This window comes from Sphingomonas sp. Leaf37 (assembly GCF_920939475.1).
Taxonomy (GTDB): domain Bacteria; phylum Pseudomonadota; class Alphaproteobacteria; order Sphingomonadales; family Sphingomonadaceae; genus Sphingomonas.
The window spans coordinates 203,281-220,916 of sequence record NZ_CAKLAX010000004.1 but is presented as its reverse complement, the minus strand read 5'-3'; the positions used below and the strand labels follow the sequence as shown (position 1 = coordinate 220,916).

14 protein-coding genes and 1 tRNA gene are annotated in these 17,636 nt (G+C 65.7%); 2 read left to right on the top strand and 13 right to left on the bottom strand.

The features are described 5' to 3' along the window. Positions 1-129 precede the first annotated feature (129 nt). The 4 genes from LRA87_RS14815 to LRA87_RS14800 form a co-directional block, all read right to left on the bottom strand. On the bottom strand, positions 130-525 hold the full coding sequence (locus tag LRA87_RS14815; protein ID WP_230632573.1) for a hypothetical protein: 396 nt from the start codon (positions 523-525) through the stop codon (positions 130-132). After that, positions 522-956: a hypothetical protein gene (locus LRA87_RS14810; protein ID WP_230632571.1), complete on the bottom strand. Its 435-nt coding sequence runs from the start codon at positions 954-956 to the stop codon at positions 522-524. The genes LRA87_RS14815 and LRA87_RS14810 overlap by 4 nt, the downstream gene beginning before the upstream one ends. 16 nt (positions 957-972) lie before the next feature. Then, a complete protein-coding gene (locus LRA87_RS14805; RefSeq protein WP_230632569.1) occupies positions 973-1,647 on the bottom strand; it encodes a hypothetical protein in 675 nt (224 codons plus the stop codon). A 137-nt stretch (positions 1,648-1,784) separates the two neighbouring features. Continuing rightward, positions 1,785-1,860, bottom strand: a tRNA-Thr gene (locus LRA87_RS14800). 163 nt (positions 1,861-2,023) lie between these two features. Between LRA87_RS14800 and LRA87_RS14795 the strand changes: the two genes are divergently transcribed. Next, positions 2,024-3,304, top strand: a complete 1,281-nt coding sequence (locus LRA87_RS14795) for a PAS domain-containing protein (RefSeq protein ID WP_230632567.1) — start codon at positions 2,024-2,026, stop codon at positions 3,302-3,304. Positions 3,305-3,331: 27 nt separating this feature from the next. Here the strand turns inward: LRA87_RS14795 and LRA87_RS14790 are convergent, their stop codons facing one another. Continuing rightward, positions 3,332-4,147, bottom strand: coding sequence for a hypothetical protein (locus LRA87_RS14790; protein WP_230632565.1), 816 nt, complete (start codon positions 4,145-4,147; stop codon positions 3,332-3,334). A gap of 431 nt (positions 4,148-4,578) precedes the next feature. On the opposite strand from LRA87_RS14790, the gene LRA87_RS14785 reads away from it, so the two are divergent. Next, on the top strand, positions 4,579-9,183 hold the full coding sequence (locus tag LRA87_RS14785; RefSeq protein ID WP_230632564.1) for an NAD-glutamate dehydrogenase: 4,605 nt from the start codon (positions 4,579-4,581) through the stop codon (positions 9,181-9,183). A 113-nt stretch (positions 9,184-9,296) separates the two neighbouring features. Here LRA87_RS14785 and LRA87_RS14780 read toward each other — a convergent pair whose 3' ends face one another. The 8 genes from LRA87_RS14780 to LRA87_RS14745 are packed head-to-tail and all read right to left on the bottom strand — an operon-like array spanning position 9,297 to position 17,635. Continuing rightward, the gene (locus LRA87_RS14780) at positions 9,297-10,379 is read right to left on the bottom strand and encodes a PepSY-associated TM helix domain-containing protein (RefSeq protein WP_230632562.1); all 1,083 of its coding nucleotides are present in this window, start codon (positions 10,377-10,379) and stop codon (positions 9,297-9,299) included. Further along, on the bottom strand, positions 10,376-10,675 hold the full coding sequence (locus LRA87_RS14775; protein WP_230632560.1) for a ribbon-helix-helix domain-containing protein: 300 nt from the start codon (positions 10,673-10,675) through the stop codon (positions 10,376-10,378). The genes LRA87_RS14780 and LRA87_RS14775 overlap by 4 nt, the downstream gene beginning before the upstream one ends. Beyond that, positions 10,668-11,351, bottom strand: coding sequence for a Fe2+-dependent dioxygenase (locus tag LRA87_RS14770; protein WP_230632558.1), 684 nt, complete (start codon positions 11,349-11,351; stop codon positions 10,668-10,670). Before LRA87_RS14770 ends, LRA87_RS14775 begins: the two co-directional genes overlap by 8 nt. 53 nt (positions 11,352-11,404) lie before the next feature. Next, positions 11,405-13,909 carry a TonB-dependent receptor gene (locus LRA87_RS14765; RefSeq protein WP_230632556.1) on the bottom strand — a complete coding sequence of 835 codons (2,505 nt, stop codon included), beginning with the start codon at positions 13,907-13,909 and terminating at the stop codon, positions 11,405-11,407. 54 nt (positions 13,910-13,963) lie between these two features. Continuing rightward, on the bottom strand, positions 13,964-15,067 hold the full coding sequence (locus tag LRA87_RS14760) for an NAD(P)H-dependent flavin oxidoreductase (protein WP_230632554.1): 1,104 nt from the start codon (positions 15,065-15,067) through the stop codon (positions 13,964-13,966). After that, positions 15,064-16,890, bottom strand: coding sequence for a cobaltochelatase subunit CobT (gene cobT / locus LRA87_RS14755; RefSeq protein WP_230632552.1), 1,827 nt, complete (start codon positions 16,888-16,890; stop codon positions 15,064-15,066). Before cobT ends, LRA87_RS14760 begins: the two co-directional genes overlap by 4 nt. Beyond that, on the bottom strand, positions 16,890-17,156 hold the full coding sequence (locus tag LRA87_RS14750; RefSeq protein WP_230632550.1) for a hypothetical protein: 267 nt from the start codon (positions 17,154-17,156) through the stop codon (positions 16,890-16,892). Before LRA87_RS14750 ends, cobT begins: the two co-directional genes overlap by 1 nt. Beyond that, complete coding sequence (locus LRA87_RS14745) at positions 17,153-17,635, bottom strand: DUF2778 domain-containing protein (RefSeq protein WP_230632548.1); 483 nt, start codon at positions 17,633-17,635, stop codon at positions 17,153-17,155. Before LRA87_RS14745 ends, LRA87_RS14750 begins: the two co-directional genes overlap by 4 nt. Between the last annotated feature and the right edge of the window lies 1 nt (position 17,636).

Below are 17,636 nucleotides of genomic sequence, written 5' to 3'. Positions count from 1 at the left end.
ACAAGTCAAGTTTGGACATTACGGGCCAGCGGGACGGTGCCCACCTCGGTCGTCTTCAAAGTACGTCTTTTAAAGAATGGTGCCCCACAGAGGACAAAGCTGGGCACTCAAATTATTGGGAAATTGCGATCAGTCGCCGGTGACCTCGCCCTCATCGTCCGGCAGTTCCTTTCGGACGCGCCGGTTGCGAACGTCCTTCAGCACGTCCTTCATCTCGAACAGCAACGCACGACCCTCGTCCGTCTTCCCGTTGGTGTCGTCGTGGTCGGCCGCAAATAGCGCCTTGGCCCGCACGGCTAGGTTCATCAGCGACGCATAGCGCTCCTCGCCCAGCTTTTTGCGGACGACCTCGAATCCGCCGGTAAGCGTGTGGAACTCGCTGTCAATATTTTGCCCGGGAAAGTCGCCGAGACGGTCCACGAATGTCGGCGCATCCAGGATCATCGACCCCAATAGGTCGTTGATCTCGCTTAGCGAGCCGGGAATGTAGGGTTTGGGATTGAAGTAGGGGTTCGGTCTGCTCATCGTTTCGTCTCCGGACGAGGAATAGCATAGGTGTGGTCGGATCCGAGCTGGCGCGGGCGGATGATGACCACGCGGCTCGGACGGAAATCGGCGTCAAAGAATCCTCGAACTTGCGGTGTGCTCAGCGTCTTGCGGGTCAGGGTTACGTCGAACGCCACGTCGTTCACCCGCGCATCGGGACGGCGATAGGTCAAATCGCCACCCGAACTATTGTTCTCCCTCCGATTGACCCTCACCGGCCCCGCGCCTGCCGAGTCGATGCCGATTTGGTTATATTGCCTACGAAGGCGCAAACGCACCTGCTGATCCACATAGTTGCCCAGCGCTTCCTGATCAGACAGCCTCGGTGTGAGCCGACCTGCCTTAAGCAGCGCCACCCCCTGGTCATATGCCTCATCTGTGCGTCGTTGCACGAAGCGAAGCGTCTCCACCTGCAGCGACTCATAGTTACCCCTCACGCGCAGTGACTGCAGCGCGCTGGAAACGCAGATCGTTCACCTTCGCTGTCAGGCCCTGTATCGTCTCGATCCGATTGCCGAGCGTGTCAGTCGGCACAATCTCGTCATAATGCCAGGCAGGATCGATAGCCTTGATCTGAGCTGAAAGCTGCCGCGTTTGATTCTGCAGCACCTCCGCGGTCATTGCCTCTGCAGGGCCGGTGAGATCGAAGAGGTTGTCAGCCACTGCGACCACCGCGCCGCCGGGCGAGTTGCGAAGTCCTGGGAACGACTGTTCCAAGGTCATGGGATCCTCGAAGGCTCGGGTGTTCCCACCCCGCCCAACCACCGGTCTCTGCGGAGGTGCCGCAAGTTGCGCTCCGATATGTTGTTCGATTGCCGGCGGGTTTGGATGGGTAGATGCCCGACGGCCTCCCGTCTGCCCACCAATTGTCGTCGCGGAATCCAGCGCGTCCGAGTTCCGGGGGCGGACATTCGCATATCGTGCCGAAATCCCGTCGGTGCCCGACGCTCCGCCGGGAGCAAAGGTGAACTGCCCGTTGCGGGGATCGTGGTAGGGATTGAACTTGAGTTCGGTTCCGTCAGCCAGCCGAACCGTGGGAAGGTGCCCGGTCCTCAGCCAGCGCCCGAAAGCGCGCCGTTGTTCCTCCAAGTCGATGACCATGATGCCGCCCCGCTCCGTTGCAGCCGGAACATAAGAGCAACATTCTCCAACAGGTCAAGCCCAAGCCAGCGCGCGCGCGTTATCGAGTCACCATCAGGTGACCAGCTCCGTCCTCTACGGTCCTAGATTTTAGAGTGTGGTGCCGCTTACAGGACTCGAACCTGTGACCCCCGCATTACGAATGCGATGCTCTACCAGCTGAGCTAAAGCGGCACGGGCGAAGCGGCCATCAGGCCGTTCGGGGGTGCGCCTAACAGGTCGATCGGGGGCTGACAAGCATCGCTTTGCATTCGCGGCTTTACGACCCGTTTACCACAGCCGGCGCACAAGCGGTGTCGAACCGGGGCTGCAAGGTCCGCGTATGAAGGGTTTGGGCATGGATAGCGCACGCGACTTCGATGGCGAGCGACTGGCGATCGACGATGTGATGGATGTGGAGCTGGATCACGGCGGCGTCGATGAGGCGGGCGTCGACGATGCGATGTTCGACCTGGGCGGCGACGAGCGACGAATGCACGTACGCGCCTACAATCACTGGGTTTCCCTGCTGAAGGGTCGCGCCTATCCGGGCATCGACGATCTGGATCCCGCCAATATCGGCGATTTCGGCCCGCACAGCGTGCTGCTGGATTTCACCGACGGGATCGAGAATCCGACGATCGCCTATCTCGGCCGCAGTCTTCGCGAGGAATGCGGACTGGAGGTCAGCATCACGCGAATCGCCGATGTGCCCGGACGATCCCTGCTGTCGCGCCTCACCGATCATTATCTGCAGATCATCGCAAATCGCGCGCCGATCGGCTTCGAGGCGGAGTTCGTCGGTACGCGGGGCCGCACCACGCTGTATCGCGGCATCCTGATGCCCTTCTCATCCGAGGGCGAGACTATCGACTTCATCTATGGCGTCATCAACTGGAAGGAGATGGTGGACGCGGATACGCAGGCCACGCTGGACGCTGAACTCGACGCCGCCGTGCGGACGGCTCCGAAGCCCGCCCCCGATTCGCAGGTGTGGGCCGATGGCCCGAGCGGCGGGTTCGAATCTTCGGAAGAGCCGGTTGATACGCTGCCGACCGGATCGCTCGGCGACCAATTGATGATGGCACGCGAAAGTGCCGCCGCCGTACGCGCCGCCGATACCCGTGGTCGTGCGGCGCTGTACCGGGCGCTGGGCCGCGCGCATGACTTCGCCATCGCCTGTGAAGAGGATGCCGACGGCTATGCCGCGCTGCTTGAATCGTCGGGGTTGAAGGTGCAGCCGCGCGCGCCGCTGACGCCGATCGTCAAGCTGGTTTTCGGCGCGGACTACGACAAGACCCGGCTGGCCGAATATGGCGCCGTGCTGGCCCATGCCCGTCGGCATTATATCGTTGCGGGCGAACTGGCGCGGTTTCTCGACGCGGCGGACGGTGGGATCAAGGCGGTGGTCGCCGCCGAGCGCGCGGTCAAACGTCCGGTCAAGCGGCCCGACGTGTTCGACCGCGTCGCCGCTGAACTGCGCGTACTGCCGACGCTCGGCAATGTGGCGATCGGCGCGGGCTCGGATGAATTCGTCGTGTTGCTGGCACGCGCCGGAGCAGACGGCACGGTCGACGTCATCAAGCGGGTCGAGGGCAAGGGACTGGTCGACAGTATCGTACGCAAGGCGGCGGCCTGACACCGCTCGCGTGATGGGCGCTCAGGCTCAGGCGAGTATGGCCGAGCGATTGTCGCGTCGTGCCGGGCAAGTCCAGCCCAGCGCCACCGCCACGCTGCCCGCCATCAGGCCGAAGAGCATCAGCCATGTCAGTGGTAGCCCTGCCGTCGTCAGGAATGCGGCGATCCAAGACGGGCTTTTCGCCAGCGTCTCGAACCCCACGATCTGCACGGCGATCACCGCCGCTGCCACCGCCCATGGGCGACCGGCGCGCGGATCGCGCCGCCATAACCACAGCGCGACGATCCCCGCGCAGAGGTTGGCGCATTGCGCGCTCCAGCCGAAGATCGGAAAGTCCTGCGGTCCCCGGACGACGAAACCGGGAACCGTCTGCGCGAGAACGCGGCCGAGCACGGGGCTGACCAGAGGCAGAGCGGTGGAGAGCATATAGCCGGCGTGCAATCGAACGTCGTGCCGGTGCCGCAACGCCATGCCGGCCGCGTAGAGCAATGCGCCGAATGCGACCGCGTCGATGAATGCCAGGCGCGCGCCCCAGAGCGCATAGAAGGGATTCCCGCCGAGGGTGCCCGCCGCCATCGAATGGATCACTCCCATCGCACCGGCGGCGAACAATGGGATCGCGACGAACGTCGCCAGCCCCAGCGTGCGATGCACCGCGATCAGCCCACGCTGTGGCGTCCAGCTTTGCACGAGCAGGAGCAGCATCCACAGCGAGGCGGTGATGCCATGGGCATGAAAGCCGGGCGACGCCGTTGACAGAACCGTGAAATAACTGCGCTGAAATGCGAAAACAGTGGCGACGATCAACGCGACGATGAACATCCAGGCGTGGCGATACGGCATGATTCCCCCCGAAACCAATACGAACTCGAGAGAGACCATAAGCCCCCCGCCCGGCGAGTCCATCGCCATGCACGATCATGCTGGATCGCCATGATTTTCGTGGTCGGTGTCTCGTCAGCTGGCATCAGCGACCCCGCCTTTTTACGGCACCTGTCGAAACGCTTGTTACTATTACGATATGCTTGCTGATTGCCTCGGCACTTCATGAAGCCGGGCCGATCGACACTCGATACATCCACCTCGAGTGTGTTCATTGCGAGCGTAACGAGTGCAGAGGGTAAACCGCCGAACGCTCATATGGGCGATCCGATAAGGGAGCCGGTGGCCGATCCGGCACCACCTCGCTTTTGCCATAGAAAATTGCGCGTACACGCAATTTTCGCAGCGCAGCAAAGCTTGAGGTCCGCAGCCGAGGGGAGCATAGGCACCCCATGGCCGACCAGAACCAGAGCATGGCCGAGGCGCTTGCCGCCCGGCTGACCAAGGGCGCGCTACCGGGAGAGTTGACCGGCTTCGGAGAGGCGGAACGCGCCGCCGCTGCCGCGTTCGTCGCGCAGACCGCCGCGCGGCGTGAACCCGGCAAGCCGGCGATCGCGCTGGAAGCGATCGCATCCGACGACGTCCGCCGCCGGATGCGGCTGGCGATCGTCAACGACGACATGCCGTTCCTGGTCGATTCGATCGCGGCATCGATCGGCGAACAGGACCTCGACATCGACCGGGTGATCCACCCGGTCGTCCGCGTCAACCGCGACAGCGACGGCGCGCTGACCGACATCGGTGGGGCCGGCAATCCCGAATCGATGATCTATATCGAGCTGGAACGCGCCGATGCGCGCGACCGGCGCGGGCTGATCGAGGAGCTGACCGCAGTTCTCGCCGACGTTCGTGCCGCCGTCACCGACTGGCCGCAGCTGCAACGCGCGATGGCGCGCGACGAAGCCACGCTGCCACAGGGCGAGGGCGCGGCGCTGCTGCAATGGTTCCTGGACGGGCAATTCACCCTGCTGGGCCATCAGGTCTGGCGACGTGACGGCAGCGCCGGCGAGGCACTGGGGCTGGCACGCAACCCGCATCAAACGCCGGTGCTGGCGGAGGTAAGCCGCACCCTTGCCATCAAATGGTTCGAGGATGGTGGCGACGCACCGCTGCTGCTCAAATCCAGCCTGATCTCCACCGTCCACCGTGCGGTGCCGCTCGACCTCGTTATCGTTCCGATCATCGCGGCTGGCGAGATCACCGGCCTGTCGATCCATGCCGGCCTGTGGACCAGCGCCGCGCTGAATGCCCGGCCGCGTGACATCCCCGTGCTGCGGGCCCGGCTGGCGGCACTGGAAGCGAAGTTCGGCTTCGATCCCAAGGGGCATGCCGGCAAGGCGTTGACCCACGCGCTCACCGCGTTGCCGCACGATCTGGTCGTCGCCTTTCCCGCGCCGGCGCTGGAAGAGGTCGTACTCACCGCAATGAGCCTTGCCGATCGGCCGCGGCCGGCGCTGGTGCTGGTCAAATCGGCGCTCGGCCGGCACCTGTTCGCATTCGCCTGGCTGCCGCGTGACGACCTGACCACCGCGCGCCGCGTGGCTATCGCGCAGATGCTGACCGAAGCGTCAAACGGCACGGTACTCAACTGGTCAATCAGCCTCGACGACGGCGTCGTCGCGCTGCTGCGCTATACGATCGACCTGCGCGGCTCCGGCCGGATGCCCGACACCGAACCGCTCGCCGAACGTCTGCGCCGTATGGTCCGCGGCTGGGTGTCGGACGTCGAGGCGGCACTCGCCGAACAGGTGCCGCCGGCGCGTGCGGCGCGGCTGGCGCTGCGCTGGGCGCAGGCCTTCCCGCCCAATTACCGCAATGTCAGCAGCCCAGCAGAGGCCGCGGCCGACATCCTGCGGATCGCACCTCTGGAAGACGCCGATGCGCGTTCGGTGCGCATCTTTCCGGTCGTGCCGGGCGAGGATCGCCAGCTGAAGATCTACAAGTCGCACGGCGCGCTGGCGCTGTCCGACGCGGTGCCGGTGCTGGAGAATTTCGGCTTCCGCGTCATCGGCGAACTGCCGACGCGGCTGCGCGAGGACAATGACAGCTTCGTCCACGATTTCGTCGTCGAGACCGACGCGACCGACGCCAACGATCCCGCAACGCTGGAAGCGGCGATCGCCGCCGCGCTGGAGGGCAAGGCTGAGAATGACGCCTTCAACCGGCTGCTCGTCGACGTCGGCCTGTCGCCGCAATCGGTGGTGCTGTTGCGCGCCTGGTTCCGCTACCTGCGTCAGGCCGGGCTGCCGTATGGACTGACCACGGTGGTCGACGCGCTGCGGCGCGCACCGAAGCTGACCAAGGCGCTGATCGCCCGCTTCGCCGCCGCGCACGATCCGGCCAACCTCGGCGGCGACGTGATCGCAGCGGACGCGGTGATCGAACGCGGGCTGGATGCGGTGTCGGCGATCGACGACGACCGTATCCTGCGCGCCTATCATCACCTGATCGGTGCATGTCTGCGCACGAACGCTTTTGCGCCCGCGGCGGCGGAAGCACTGGCGTTCAAGCTCGACAGCCATCTGATCCCCGGCCTGCCGGCGCCGGTGCCCTGGCGCGAGATCTGGGTCTATTCGCCACGCATCGAGGGCATTCATCTCCGTGCTGGGCCGGTTGCGCGCGGAGGGTTGCGCTGGTCCGATCGCCGCGACGATTTCCGCACCGAGATCCTGGGCCTGATGAAGGCGCAGCGCGTCAAGAATGCAGTCATCGTACCCACCGGCGCGAAAGGCGGCTTTTATCCGAAACAGCTCCCCTCGCCCGCGATCGATCGCGACGCTTGGCTGGCGGAAGGAACGGAGAGCTATCGCATCTTCATCCGGTCGCTGCTGTCGATCACCGACAATATCGTCGATGGGACGGTGGTGCATCCCGATGGCGTCGCGGTGCTGGACGGCGAAGACCCCTATTTCGTGGTCGCCGCAGACAAGGGGACCGCGACGTTCAGCGACGTCGCAAACGCCCTCGCGCTGGAACGCGAATTCTGGCTGGGCGACGCCTTCGCCAGTGGCGGCTCGCAGGGTTACGACCACAAGGCGATGGGGATCACCGCCAAGGGCGCGTGGGTCTCGGTGCAACGCCACTTCGCAGAGCGCGGCGTCGACGTGCAGACGCAGCCGATCCGCGTCGTCGGATGCGGCGACATGTCGGGCGATGTGTTCGGCAACGGCATGCTGCTGTCGAAGGCGCTCAAGATCGTCGCGGCGTTCGACCACCGCCACATCTTCATCGATCCCGACCCCGATCCCGCCGCGAGCTGGGACGAGCGTGCCCGCATGTTCGCGCTGCCACGGTCGAGCTGGGCGGATTACGATACGTCGCTGATCAGCGCCGGCGGCGGCGTCTGGGCGCGAAGTGAAAAGGTCATTCGGCTGTCGGCGCATGCGCAGGCGGCGCTTGGCATCACCCAGGCCGAACTCGATCCCGCTGCGTTGATCTCGGCGATCCTGAAGGCGCCTGCCGACCTGTTGTGGTTCGGCGGCATCGGCACCTACGTCAAGGCGGCGGCGGAGAACAACGCCGCCGTCGGCGATCCGGCCAACGATCGGCTGCGCGTCAATGCCGAGGCGCTGCGCGTCACCGCGATCGGCGAAGGCGCGAATCTGGGCGTAACGCAGGCTGCCCGCATCGCGTTCGCGCAGGCCGGCGGTCGCATCAACACCGACTTCATCGACAATTCGGCGGGCGTCGATTGTTCGGACAACGAGGTCAACATCAAGATCGCGCTCAACCGTGAGATGAACGAAGGCCGGTTGACCTTCGACGATCGCAACACGCTCCTCGCCAGCATGACCGACGACGTCGCACATCTGGTGCTGGAGGATAATCGCCTGCAGACGCTCGCGCTGTCGATCGCCGAGGCGGACGGCGCACCGGCGATCCCGAGCTATGTCCGCGTGATCGAAATCTTCGAGAGCGCGGGACGACTGGACCGTGCGGTCGAGGGGCTGGCCGGCAACGAGGATCTGCTGCGGCGCGGACAGGAAGGGATCGGTCTGAGCCGGCCCGAACTCGCGGTGCTGCTGGCGACCGCCAAACTGGCGTTGCAGGACGGGATCGAGCGCACGCCGCTGGCGATGGCGCCCGAACTGGCCCCCGACTTGTATGCGGCGTTCCCTGCGGCGATGCAGCGCGATTATGCGACCGCGATCGACGAGCACCGGCTGCGGCCGGAGATTGTCGCGACGAAGCTTGCCAACCGTATTGTTAACCGTCTCGGCATCCTGATTCCGTTCCAGCTCGCCGAGGAAGAGGGCGAGGCGATCGCCGACATTGCGGCGATGTTCGTGGTGGCGGAGCGGCTGTTCGGGCTCGATGCCCTGTGGAGCGACATCGAGCGCGCCGACATCACCGAGGGCGCGCGGATCGCGTTGTTCAACGAGGTGGCGCTGGCGACGCGATCGCACATCGCCGACTTGTTGCGGGCGACGGCGCCGGGAACGTTGCCGGGTGCGGTGCTCGATCAATTGGGCAAGGGTATCGCCCAGCTGGAGGGGCAGACCGCCTCGCTGCTGCTCGAGGAAGCGAGCGCGCAGAGTGCCCGCATCACGGCGCAATTGCAGGCGGCAGGCGCACCGGTCGATCTGGCGCAGCGCGTCGTCCGCCTGTTCGATCTGGATGGCGCGGTCGGGCTGGCGGCGCTGGGCGAACGGATGGGACTGGACGAGATCGAACTGACGCGGGCCTTCACGCATCTGGGTCAGGCGCTCGGCCTCGACTGGGCGCAGGCGGCGGCGGCGCGGATCGAATCCAGCGATCCCTGGGAGCGGCTGTTGCTCGCCGGGCTGGCGCGCGATTTCCAGCAGCAGCGGCTGGAATTCCTGTCGCGGAACGGCGGCAGCGATCCGCGCGGTGCGGTGACCGACTGGCTCGCAACCAATGCCGCGCGAATCGCGCAGTTCAAGCTGGTGATCGATCGTGCGCGGCATGCGGCACAGCCGAATGCCGCGATGCTGGCGCAGATCGCAGGGCAGGCGCGGGTGCTGCTGGGGCGGTGATGGTCGTCGGGTGAGGCGGTGGGCGGTGATGCGGCCGCTTGATGCGTTACGTCGACCGGCACCCAGCCTTCATTCGTCATCCCGGCATACACCGCGATGACGGACAGTTGTAGTTATCCGCCGCTGCCCGTCCCTCTGATCGCCGCCTTCGCCCGCCATTCGCGCGCGCGCCACCACATAATCACCCCGGTCACTGCGAGCGCCGCTGGCAAGACGCCGCCGAGGAAGATCACCACCTGCCAGACGATACCCATTCCGTCGCCGTCATGGATACGCCGCATCAGCCGCGCCGCGCCGCCCGACTGGCGGGACGCGACCGCCACGGCGATGCCGCCATCGTCCGCGACCTTCACCGTCCCGCCGCCGGCATAGGTCACCGTCCAGTCGGGTGAGCGGGTCGTCGGCCAGGAAATGCTGCGGATCGCGCCGCGGCTTGCCGTCGCCGCGCGTTCGATGACGACACCGATCGGCTGAGCCGGATCGTCCAGCGCCTGCGCCCGCATGGCCGCGGCGCGATCGGGGCCACGTCCGCCGCCGAACACACCCGGAAAGCTGATCCATACGCCGGTCAGCGACAGCACGAACAGCGGGACCGATATCCAGAAGCCCATCAGGAAATGCAGGTTCGTCTCGGTGTTGCGGTGCCGGCGCCAGCGCAATCCCTTCACCCACGCTCCGACCGTCGGCCACCACAGCCACAATCCGGTGAAGCTCGACACCAGCATCGCCACACCGATCCAGCCGACGATCTGCCGCCCGACGCCCGGCACCTGCAAACTGCCGTGCAGCACATGAAGGAAGCGGACGACGCCCGAATTGCTTGGCGCGACCTGCAATATTCGCGCGGTCGGTGGGTCGAGGTAGACCATGGTGCGCACCGGCGGGCCACGACGACCTGTCGAAGCCCCGGCCGGCTGCGCGGCGATTGCGACCGGCCCGCCATCCCCGGGTATCGTCAGCTGCGATATACGATCGCCCGGTTTCAGCGCGGCGCGCGCGGCGGCGACATAGGTATCCGCTTCGATTAGCGTGCTGCCTGTCACCGCATAGCGAGCCGGATTGACCATCCGGTCGAGCGCATCGTGCCAGACCAGCGCCGCCCCCGACAACGAAAGCGGTATGACGAGGATCGCCAGCGTCAGTCCGATCCATTTGTGGACTTGGAACCAGAGCTTCCGCCATGCCAGTCTGCTCATCCGTCGCTCCCGTCCCCCGGGATTGGGGTCGCATGCAGGCCCTGTGCGGTCAACCGCGCGGCGAACAGCCAGCTGCGCAATGCGCTGGCGAGGTTGGGCGGTTCTTCCGCGGCGATACGGAGCACGTCGACCTGCGCGACCAGTGCCGACAGCGGCAGTCCATGGGCGATCGCGGCCAGTTCCAGCGCCCGCCAGAACGCGGGTTCGAGGCTGATCGAGGTCTGATGGCCGGCGATGGTGATGGACCGTTTTACCGGTCCTTCGAACCCGAACGGCGGCGCTACGATCTCAGGCATCGGCCCAGCGGCGCAGCAGATTATGGTAGATGCCGGTCAGCCGGACCACCGCCGGATCGCCCTGCCCCAGCGTGGCGGCGACCGACTGGACCGCACCGTCGAGTTCGAACAGTGTCCGCCGCTCGCCGTCGTCGCGGACCATGGATTGCAGCCAGAAGAAAGACGCCGTTCGTACGCCGCGCGTCACCGGTGTCACGCGATGCAGGCTGGAGGCGGGATACAGCACCAGATGGCCGGCGGGCAGCTTCACCGTCTGTGGCCCGAACTGGTCCTCGATCACCAGCTCGCCGCCATCGTAGGCATCCGGGTCTTCGAGAAACAGGGTCGCCGACAGGTCCGACCGGATCCGGAATTCGGTGCCGCGCTGGATACGGATCGCATTGTCGACGTGCAGGCCGAAATCCTGCCCGCCGGCATAGCGATTGAACAACGGCGGAAACACCCTGAGCGGCAGCGCCGCCGCGAAGAACAGCGGGGACCGGCCGAGTGCTTCCAGCACCATGGCCGCCGCCTCGCGCGCCGCCGGCGCATCCTCCGGCAGTTGCTGATTGCGCTTGGCGAGCGCCGCCTGCGGACCGGACGTGACATTACCGTCCACCCAGTCCGCCGCGTCGATCAGCGCGCGCAGCCGGGCCACGCCATCGGCGTCGAGCACATCGGGTATCGCAATCAGCATGTCATGGCTCGTCCGGTCTCCTCCCCGCCGGGGGCGGGGAGAAGTAGCAGACTTCAGAAGCTGTAGAACAGGCTCAACACTGCCGAGCGTCCCTCGCCGGGTGCGGCCCAGCCGTTGTTGCGGATGCCGGTGTAGTATTTTTCGTTGGTGAAGTTCTGCACGTTGATCTGCGCGGTCAGGCCGCCAGCAAAGCTGTAGGCCATATAGGCGCGATGGATCAGGTAATCGTCCGAACGATAGACCGGGGTCAACGTCGCCGTCGCGGTCAGCGGCGCAGCCAGCGCCGGATTGTTGAGCGCGAAGCTGCCCTGATAGGTCAGGCCATAGCCTACCTCGAGCCCGAACGGCAGCTTGTAGGTGGTGAACAGGCTACCCGAATGTTTCGGGGTCTGGATCAACTGGCTGTCGCGTTGCGGATCGAGAACCGCCGTGTTGTTGCCGCACGGATTGGCCGTGGTGCTGGTATTCGGACTGGTCAGGCAGCGGTCCGATACCGACTGCAGCACCTTGCTGTCGAGATAGGTGTAATTGGCGAAGATCGTCCACGCGCGCGAGACGTTGCCCGAAGCACCGATCGCGATGCCGTCCACCCGGCTGCGGCCATCGAGCACCTGCGTCGTGGCTGGCAGCGCTGGGTCGTTCGAGGTGACCCGGTAATTGGTGCGTTCGTTACGGAACACCGCTGCGGTCAGTTCCAGGCGACGGTTGAACAGCCCGGCCTTAATCCCCGCCTCGTAATTCTTGGCGGTTTCGGGTGCGACCTGACAGGGGTCGAACGTCACGTTCTGGCCGTTGACGACCGACGTTGTCGCTGCGCCGCAGCCGAGGCGCACCGTCGAGGAGGACGGTGTCCTGGCATTGCCGTAGCCGCCGTAGATGCTGACGTCCTTCACCGGATGGAACACCGCGCCGATGCGGTAGGAAAACAAACGTTCGTCGCTTCGCTGCGGCAGTTGTGCGGCGGCGGCCACCTGCGTCGACCCCGGCGGTACGATCGTCAGCGGCAGCGTGCGGAAGCGGGCCTGCTGCGTTTCCCACCGTACGCCGCCGTTCAGCTCGAAATAGCGACCGAGTTCCAGCGTATCGAACAGATAGACCGCGACGTTGGTGGTTTCCGCCCTGGACTGCGCGGTGACGGTGCGGTTCACCGGGCCGGTGTAGACGGTGTCCGGGTTGCTGATCGCGATCGGCGGCAGCACCAGCGCCTGTCCCGCCGTGTTGCGGATCAGCGATGCCGAGGTGATCGCATAATCCTCAATGGACGCCGACATGCCGACATTGGCGACGTTGCGGATGCCGCCCTTCTCGCCCGTCTCGAACCGGATATCGGTCTGGTTGACGAGCAGCTGGTTCTCCTGATCGCGGACGAGGCCGCGCGGACCGTTGGGCTGGAACGTGCCGGGCGCTACGGTCAGCACGAGCGGATTGGCTGCGGTACGGAAGACGCCGGCTGCATCGACGACGTTGGTCAACGACGCGGTGCACGCGCCTCCCGTCGGGGTGCGATTGGTGGCAGCAAGGCAGTACGTCCCCTGTGGTGCGCTGGTGACGCTATACTGGCCGACGCGCTGCCAGCGGGTCAGATTGCGGACCGACAGTTGCTCGTTGACCTGATGCCGGAACGTCGCGGTGAAGCGATCGACCGTCGTATCCTGCCGGTCGAGGTTGCGGATGCCAAAATAGTCGCTGCGGTCGACGCCGGGGATTTCACCGTCGAACAACGCGTTCTTGTAATAGGGCACGCCATAGATCGGCGTGTTGCGATCCTCCTGATGGACATAGGCGAGCGTCAGGCTGGTGGGTCCGTCGATGCCGATCGTCACCGACGGTGCGATGCCCCAGCGCTTGTACTTCTCGACATCACGACCGGGCACGTCGTTGCGGTGATAGGCGCCGTTCAGGCGCACCGCGACATTGTCGCCGATGCGGCGGTTGGCGTCGATCGCACCCCGATAATATTCGTCCGTGCCGACCGATCCCTGGATGATCGTCAGATCCTCGGCGCGCGGTTCCTTGGTGACGAGATTGATCGTACCGCCGACGCTACCCGATCCGTTGAAGACCGAATTGGCGCCGTTGTAGACCTCGATCTGCTGGATATTGAACGGATCGGTGCGGCTATATTGCGCGCTGTCGCGGATGCCGTCGACGGTGATGTCGTTGTTGGCGGAATAGCCGCGCAGGTTGATGCTGTCGCCATAGCCGCCGCCACCTTCGCCCGCACCAAAGGTGATGCCGGGGATCGTCTGGAGCGCGTCGCGCAGGGTCTGAAGGTTCTGCTTGCGGATCACCTGATCGGAGATGACGGTGATCGTCTGCGGCGTATCGATGATCGCGCTGGTCGCCTTGGGACTCTCGACGACCGCCACGGCGGCCTCGCCCTTGCCGTTGACGACGATCTCGTCGCGCTCGACGGACCGCTTCGCATCCTGTGCCTGCTGATCGGCGATCGCCTTCGCGCGCTCGGCCGCGGTTGCCGGCGCCGTGTCTGCTGCCATGGCAGGCGCGGACGCGATGAAGCCGACGCACGACAGTGCGATGAAATGCGATTTGGTCATGTAGATCCCCTTTGTCGAAGGGGCGCTTAATGCGAATGATTATCATCGTCAACGCTATTGAGAGTCACACGCAGAAAAGTTCCGGCCGATGCGACATGCGGAGAGTTCGGCTACCAGTGTTGCGATGAGATCGGCGGTCGGTACGCTGCGTACGAGCGGTGCACCTTGCCCCGCCCATTGTGCACCGAAGCCCTGTTCTCCCGTGGCTCGCGCGGCTGCATGCAGCGCCTTGCCGGCATCATAGGCGATCGGATAATCCGGCGGCCGGTGATTGCCGACTCTGCCGTCCAGCGCGGTGAAGCGATTGGCGAGCGCACGGGCGGGGCGACCGGAGATCAGCGACGTCATCACCGTATGCCACGCAGCGGGTCCGGTCAGCGCTGCGCGATAGGCTTCGTCCGCGGCGGATTCGGGACACCCGACGAACGCCGTGCCGAGCTGTGCGGCCACCGCACCCAGATCGAGGGCAGCGGCGATACCGGCACCGTCCATGATGCCACCGGCCGCGATCACGGGCAGACGCGTCGCGCGCACCAGCAGGCGGGTCAGCGTCATCGTGCCGAGCGCATCGTCCGGCGCATCGGGATCGAACATGCCGCGGTGGCCGCCTGCCTCGATTCCCTGCGCGACGATGGCGTCGATGCCGGCGGCCTCAATCGCCTGCCCCTCCGCCACGCTGGTCGCCGTGGCGAGAAGCAAGACGCCGCGCCCGCGTAATGCTGTGATCGTGTCAGCGGGCGGTAGCCCGAAGTGGAAACTGACGACCGGCGGCGCGGCTTCGACCAGTAGCGCCAGCATGGCGGGATCATCTGCAAAGCTGGGGTAGATCGCGCGCAATTCCGCCGGCGGCTCCGCGCCGAATGCCGCGAATTGCGGTGCAAGCCACGACAGCCACCGGGCTTCCCGCTCACGATCGACCCGTGGGGTCGGATGCACGAACAGGTTGACGTTGAACGCGCGGTCGGTGTGGTCGCGTACCGAGGCGATCGTCGCCGCAGCCTCGGTCACCCCAGCGGCGCCCAACGCGATCGATCCGAGTCCGCCGGCATTCGACACTGCCGCAGCCATGGTCGGCGTGGACACTCCTGCCATCGGCGCCTGCACGATCGGCAGGACAACCCCGATGCGGTCGAGCAACGGCGCGGTCGTACCGCTCATGGCGTGTCGAACAGCGCCGCCAGTTGCTCTATGATCGTGCCGCCCAGTTGCTCGGCATCCATGATCGTCACCGCGCGGGCATAATAGCGCGTTACATCGTGGCCGATGCCGATCGCAACCAGTTCGACCGGCGACTTACCCTCGATCCAGCCGATCACCTGCCGCAGATGGCGCTCCAGATAGCTGCCCGAATTGACTGACAGGGTCGAATCGTCGACCGGCGCGCCGTCGCTGATGACCATCAGGATGCGGCGCTCTTCGGGGCGCGCCATCAGGCGGGCGTGCGCCCATAACAGCGCCTCGCCGTCGATGTTTTCCTTCAGCAGCCCTTCGCGCATCATCAGGCCAAGGTTGGTGCGTGCACGCCGCCACGGTTCGTCCGCCTTCTTGTAGACGATGTGGCGGATATCGTTGAGCCGCCCCGGCTGTGGCGGGCGTCCGGCCGCAAGCCACGTCTCGCGCGCCTGCCCGCCCTTCCATGCCCGCGTGGTGAAGCCGAGGATCTCGCTTTTCACGCCGCAACGTTCCAGCGTGCGGGCAAGGATGTCGGCACTGATCGCGGCGATGCCGATCGGGCGGCCGCGCATCGATCCGCTATTGTCGATCAGCAGCGTCACCACGGTGTCGCGGAAATCGGTCTCGCGCTCGATCTTGTAGCTCAGCGACTGGCCAGGGGTGACGACGACGCGGGCGAGGCGCGCGGCATCGAGCATGCCTTCGTCCTGATCGAAGTCCCACGAACGAGACTGCTGCGCCATCAACCGACGCTGCAAGCGGTTGGCGAGCTTGGACACCGCCGATTGCAGATGCGCGAGCTGCTGGTCGAGATAGCCGCGCAGGCGAGCTAGTTCATCGGCGTCGCACAGGTCGGTCGCCGCGACGACCTCATCGAATTGCGTCGTCCACGGCTTGTATTCGAACTGCGGCATGAAGTCGCTGTTCGGGCGATTGGGGCGGACCGGCTGCATCCCCTCATCGCCGTCGTCACCGGGTTCGCCGTCGAGATCGTCCATCGATTCGTCGCCGAATTCCTGGCCCTCGCCCTCGTCGCTGTCCGATTCCTGCGCCTCGCCGCGGGCATCGACTTCGCCATCGCCCTGCCCGGCCTGATCATCGTCGCCTTCCTCGCTTTCGTCCTGCTGCTGTTCGTCGCTGCCCTCATCCTCCGAGCCGCCGTCGTCGGCGTTTTCGGGCAGGATCTCGCCCTCGACCAGTTCGAGGTCTTCGAGCATCTTCATCGCGAGCGACTGGAACGCACGTTGGTCGTCGAGGGCGAGGTTGAGCGCCGACAGGTCGGTGCGCTCGTCGATCCATTCACGCACCAGCGCCAGACCGGGTGCGGCGGCGGCCGGCGATTCGATCCCGGTCAGTTTTTCCCGCACCAGCAGCGACAGCGCCGTCGACAGCGGGACTTCCTCGCGAGTGCGGGCGCGAGTGATCGGGTCGGCCCGCAATCGAACGTCGAGCGCGTGTGCCAGATTTTCGGAGATACCCGCATAGCCGCGGCTACCCAGCGCCTCGACCCGCGCGGTTTCGACCGCGTCGAATACGGCGCGCGCGACGGCTTCCGGCGGCGCCGCCTTCAGGTGCATCGCGCTATCGTGATGCCGCAATCGCAACGCGAAGCCATCGGCGAATCCGCGCGCCTCCGCGACCTGCTCAGCGGGCAGTGCGCGTGCGGGCATCGGCACCTTGATATGCTTGCCGCTTTGCGTCGGCGCGTCGGCGGTGAACGCCAGTTCCACCTCAGGCTCTTCCGCGATTGCACGCGCCGTGCCGGCAAGGACGGCCTTGAACCGGTCGAGAGGGGTTTCGTTCGCCATCAGTTCCGTATTTCCGTCGGCCGGACCGTGCCGCGCCGCCTGCCAAAGAGCGTGACGATCGCCACTGCTGCGCAAAACGCCACAACGAAGCACAGGATCATAAAGAGGTCCTCGGTATCCTCGATACCCAACCCGCCCAGACGGCCCGACAGCGCACTGACAGCGAGCCCGACGCTTTCAGGCCAGTGGATACGACCGAGCACCCAGGCGATCGCCAGCGTCAGCGCCGCGATCGCTGCGCCACGCGCGGTTCGGCCTCGTATCACGACACGACGATCATGCCATAGGCACGCCCGCCACCTTTCGGAATGGCGATCGTCTGCCCGTTACGCAATGCGGCGGCGAGACGCGTGAAATCGGCCAGACGTTGCAGCGTAACGCAGCCTTCGCTGATACCGAGCGGGCCGACCGGATGCAGCCGGAACTCGCCGCGACGGACATGCCCGACGAAGGTCTCGTCATCCAGTCGGCCGTCATCGCGAAGCAAGGCGAACCAGCTGGAATGATCGATGCCCGACCACGTATCCTTGACGAAATCGCGCAGCCAGCCGAGCCGCCCACCGCTTTCGCGATCGACGATGTAGTAGCTGCCGGGCGGCAATGGCCCGATCTTCGCGACGCCCACACCCTTCGGATCGTTGCGCCAGCGTCCAGAGCCCGAGAAGGCGGCGAAGCTCCCGACACCCGGCGCCACCAGCGTCGACATCGCCCGGCTGTTGAGCGCGAAGGTGCAGGCGATCGCCACG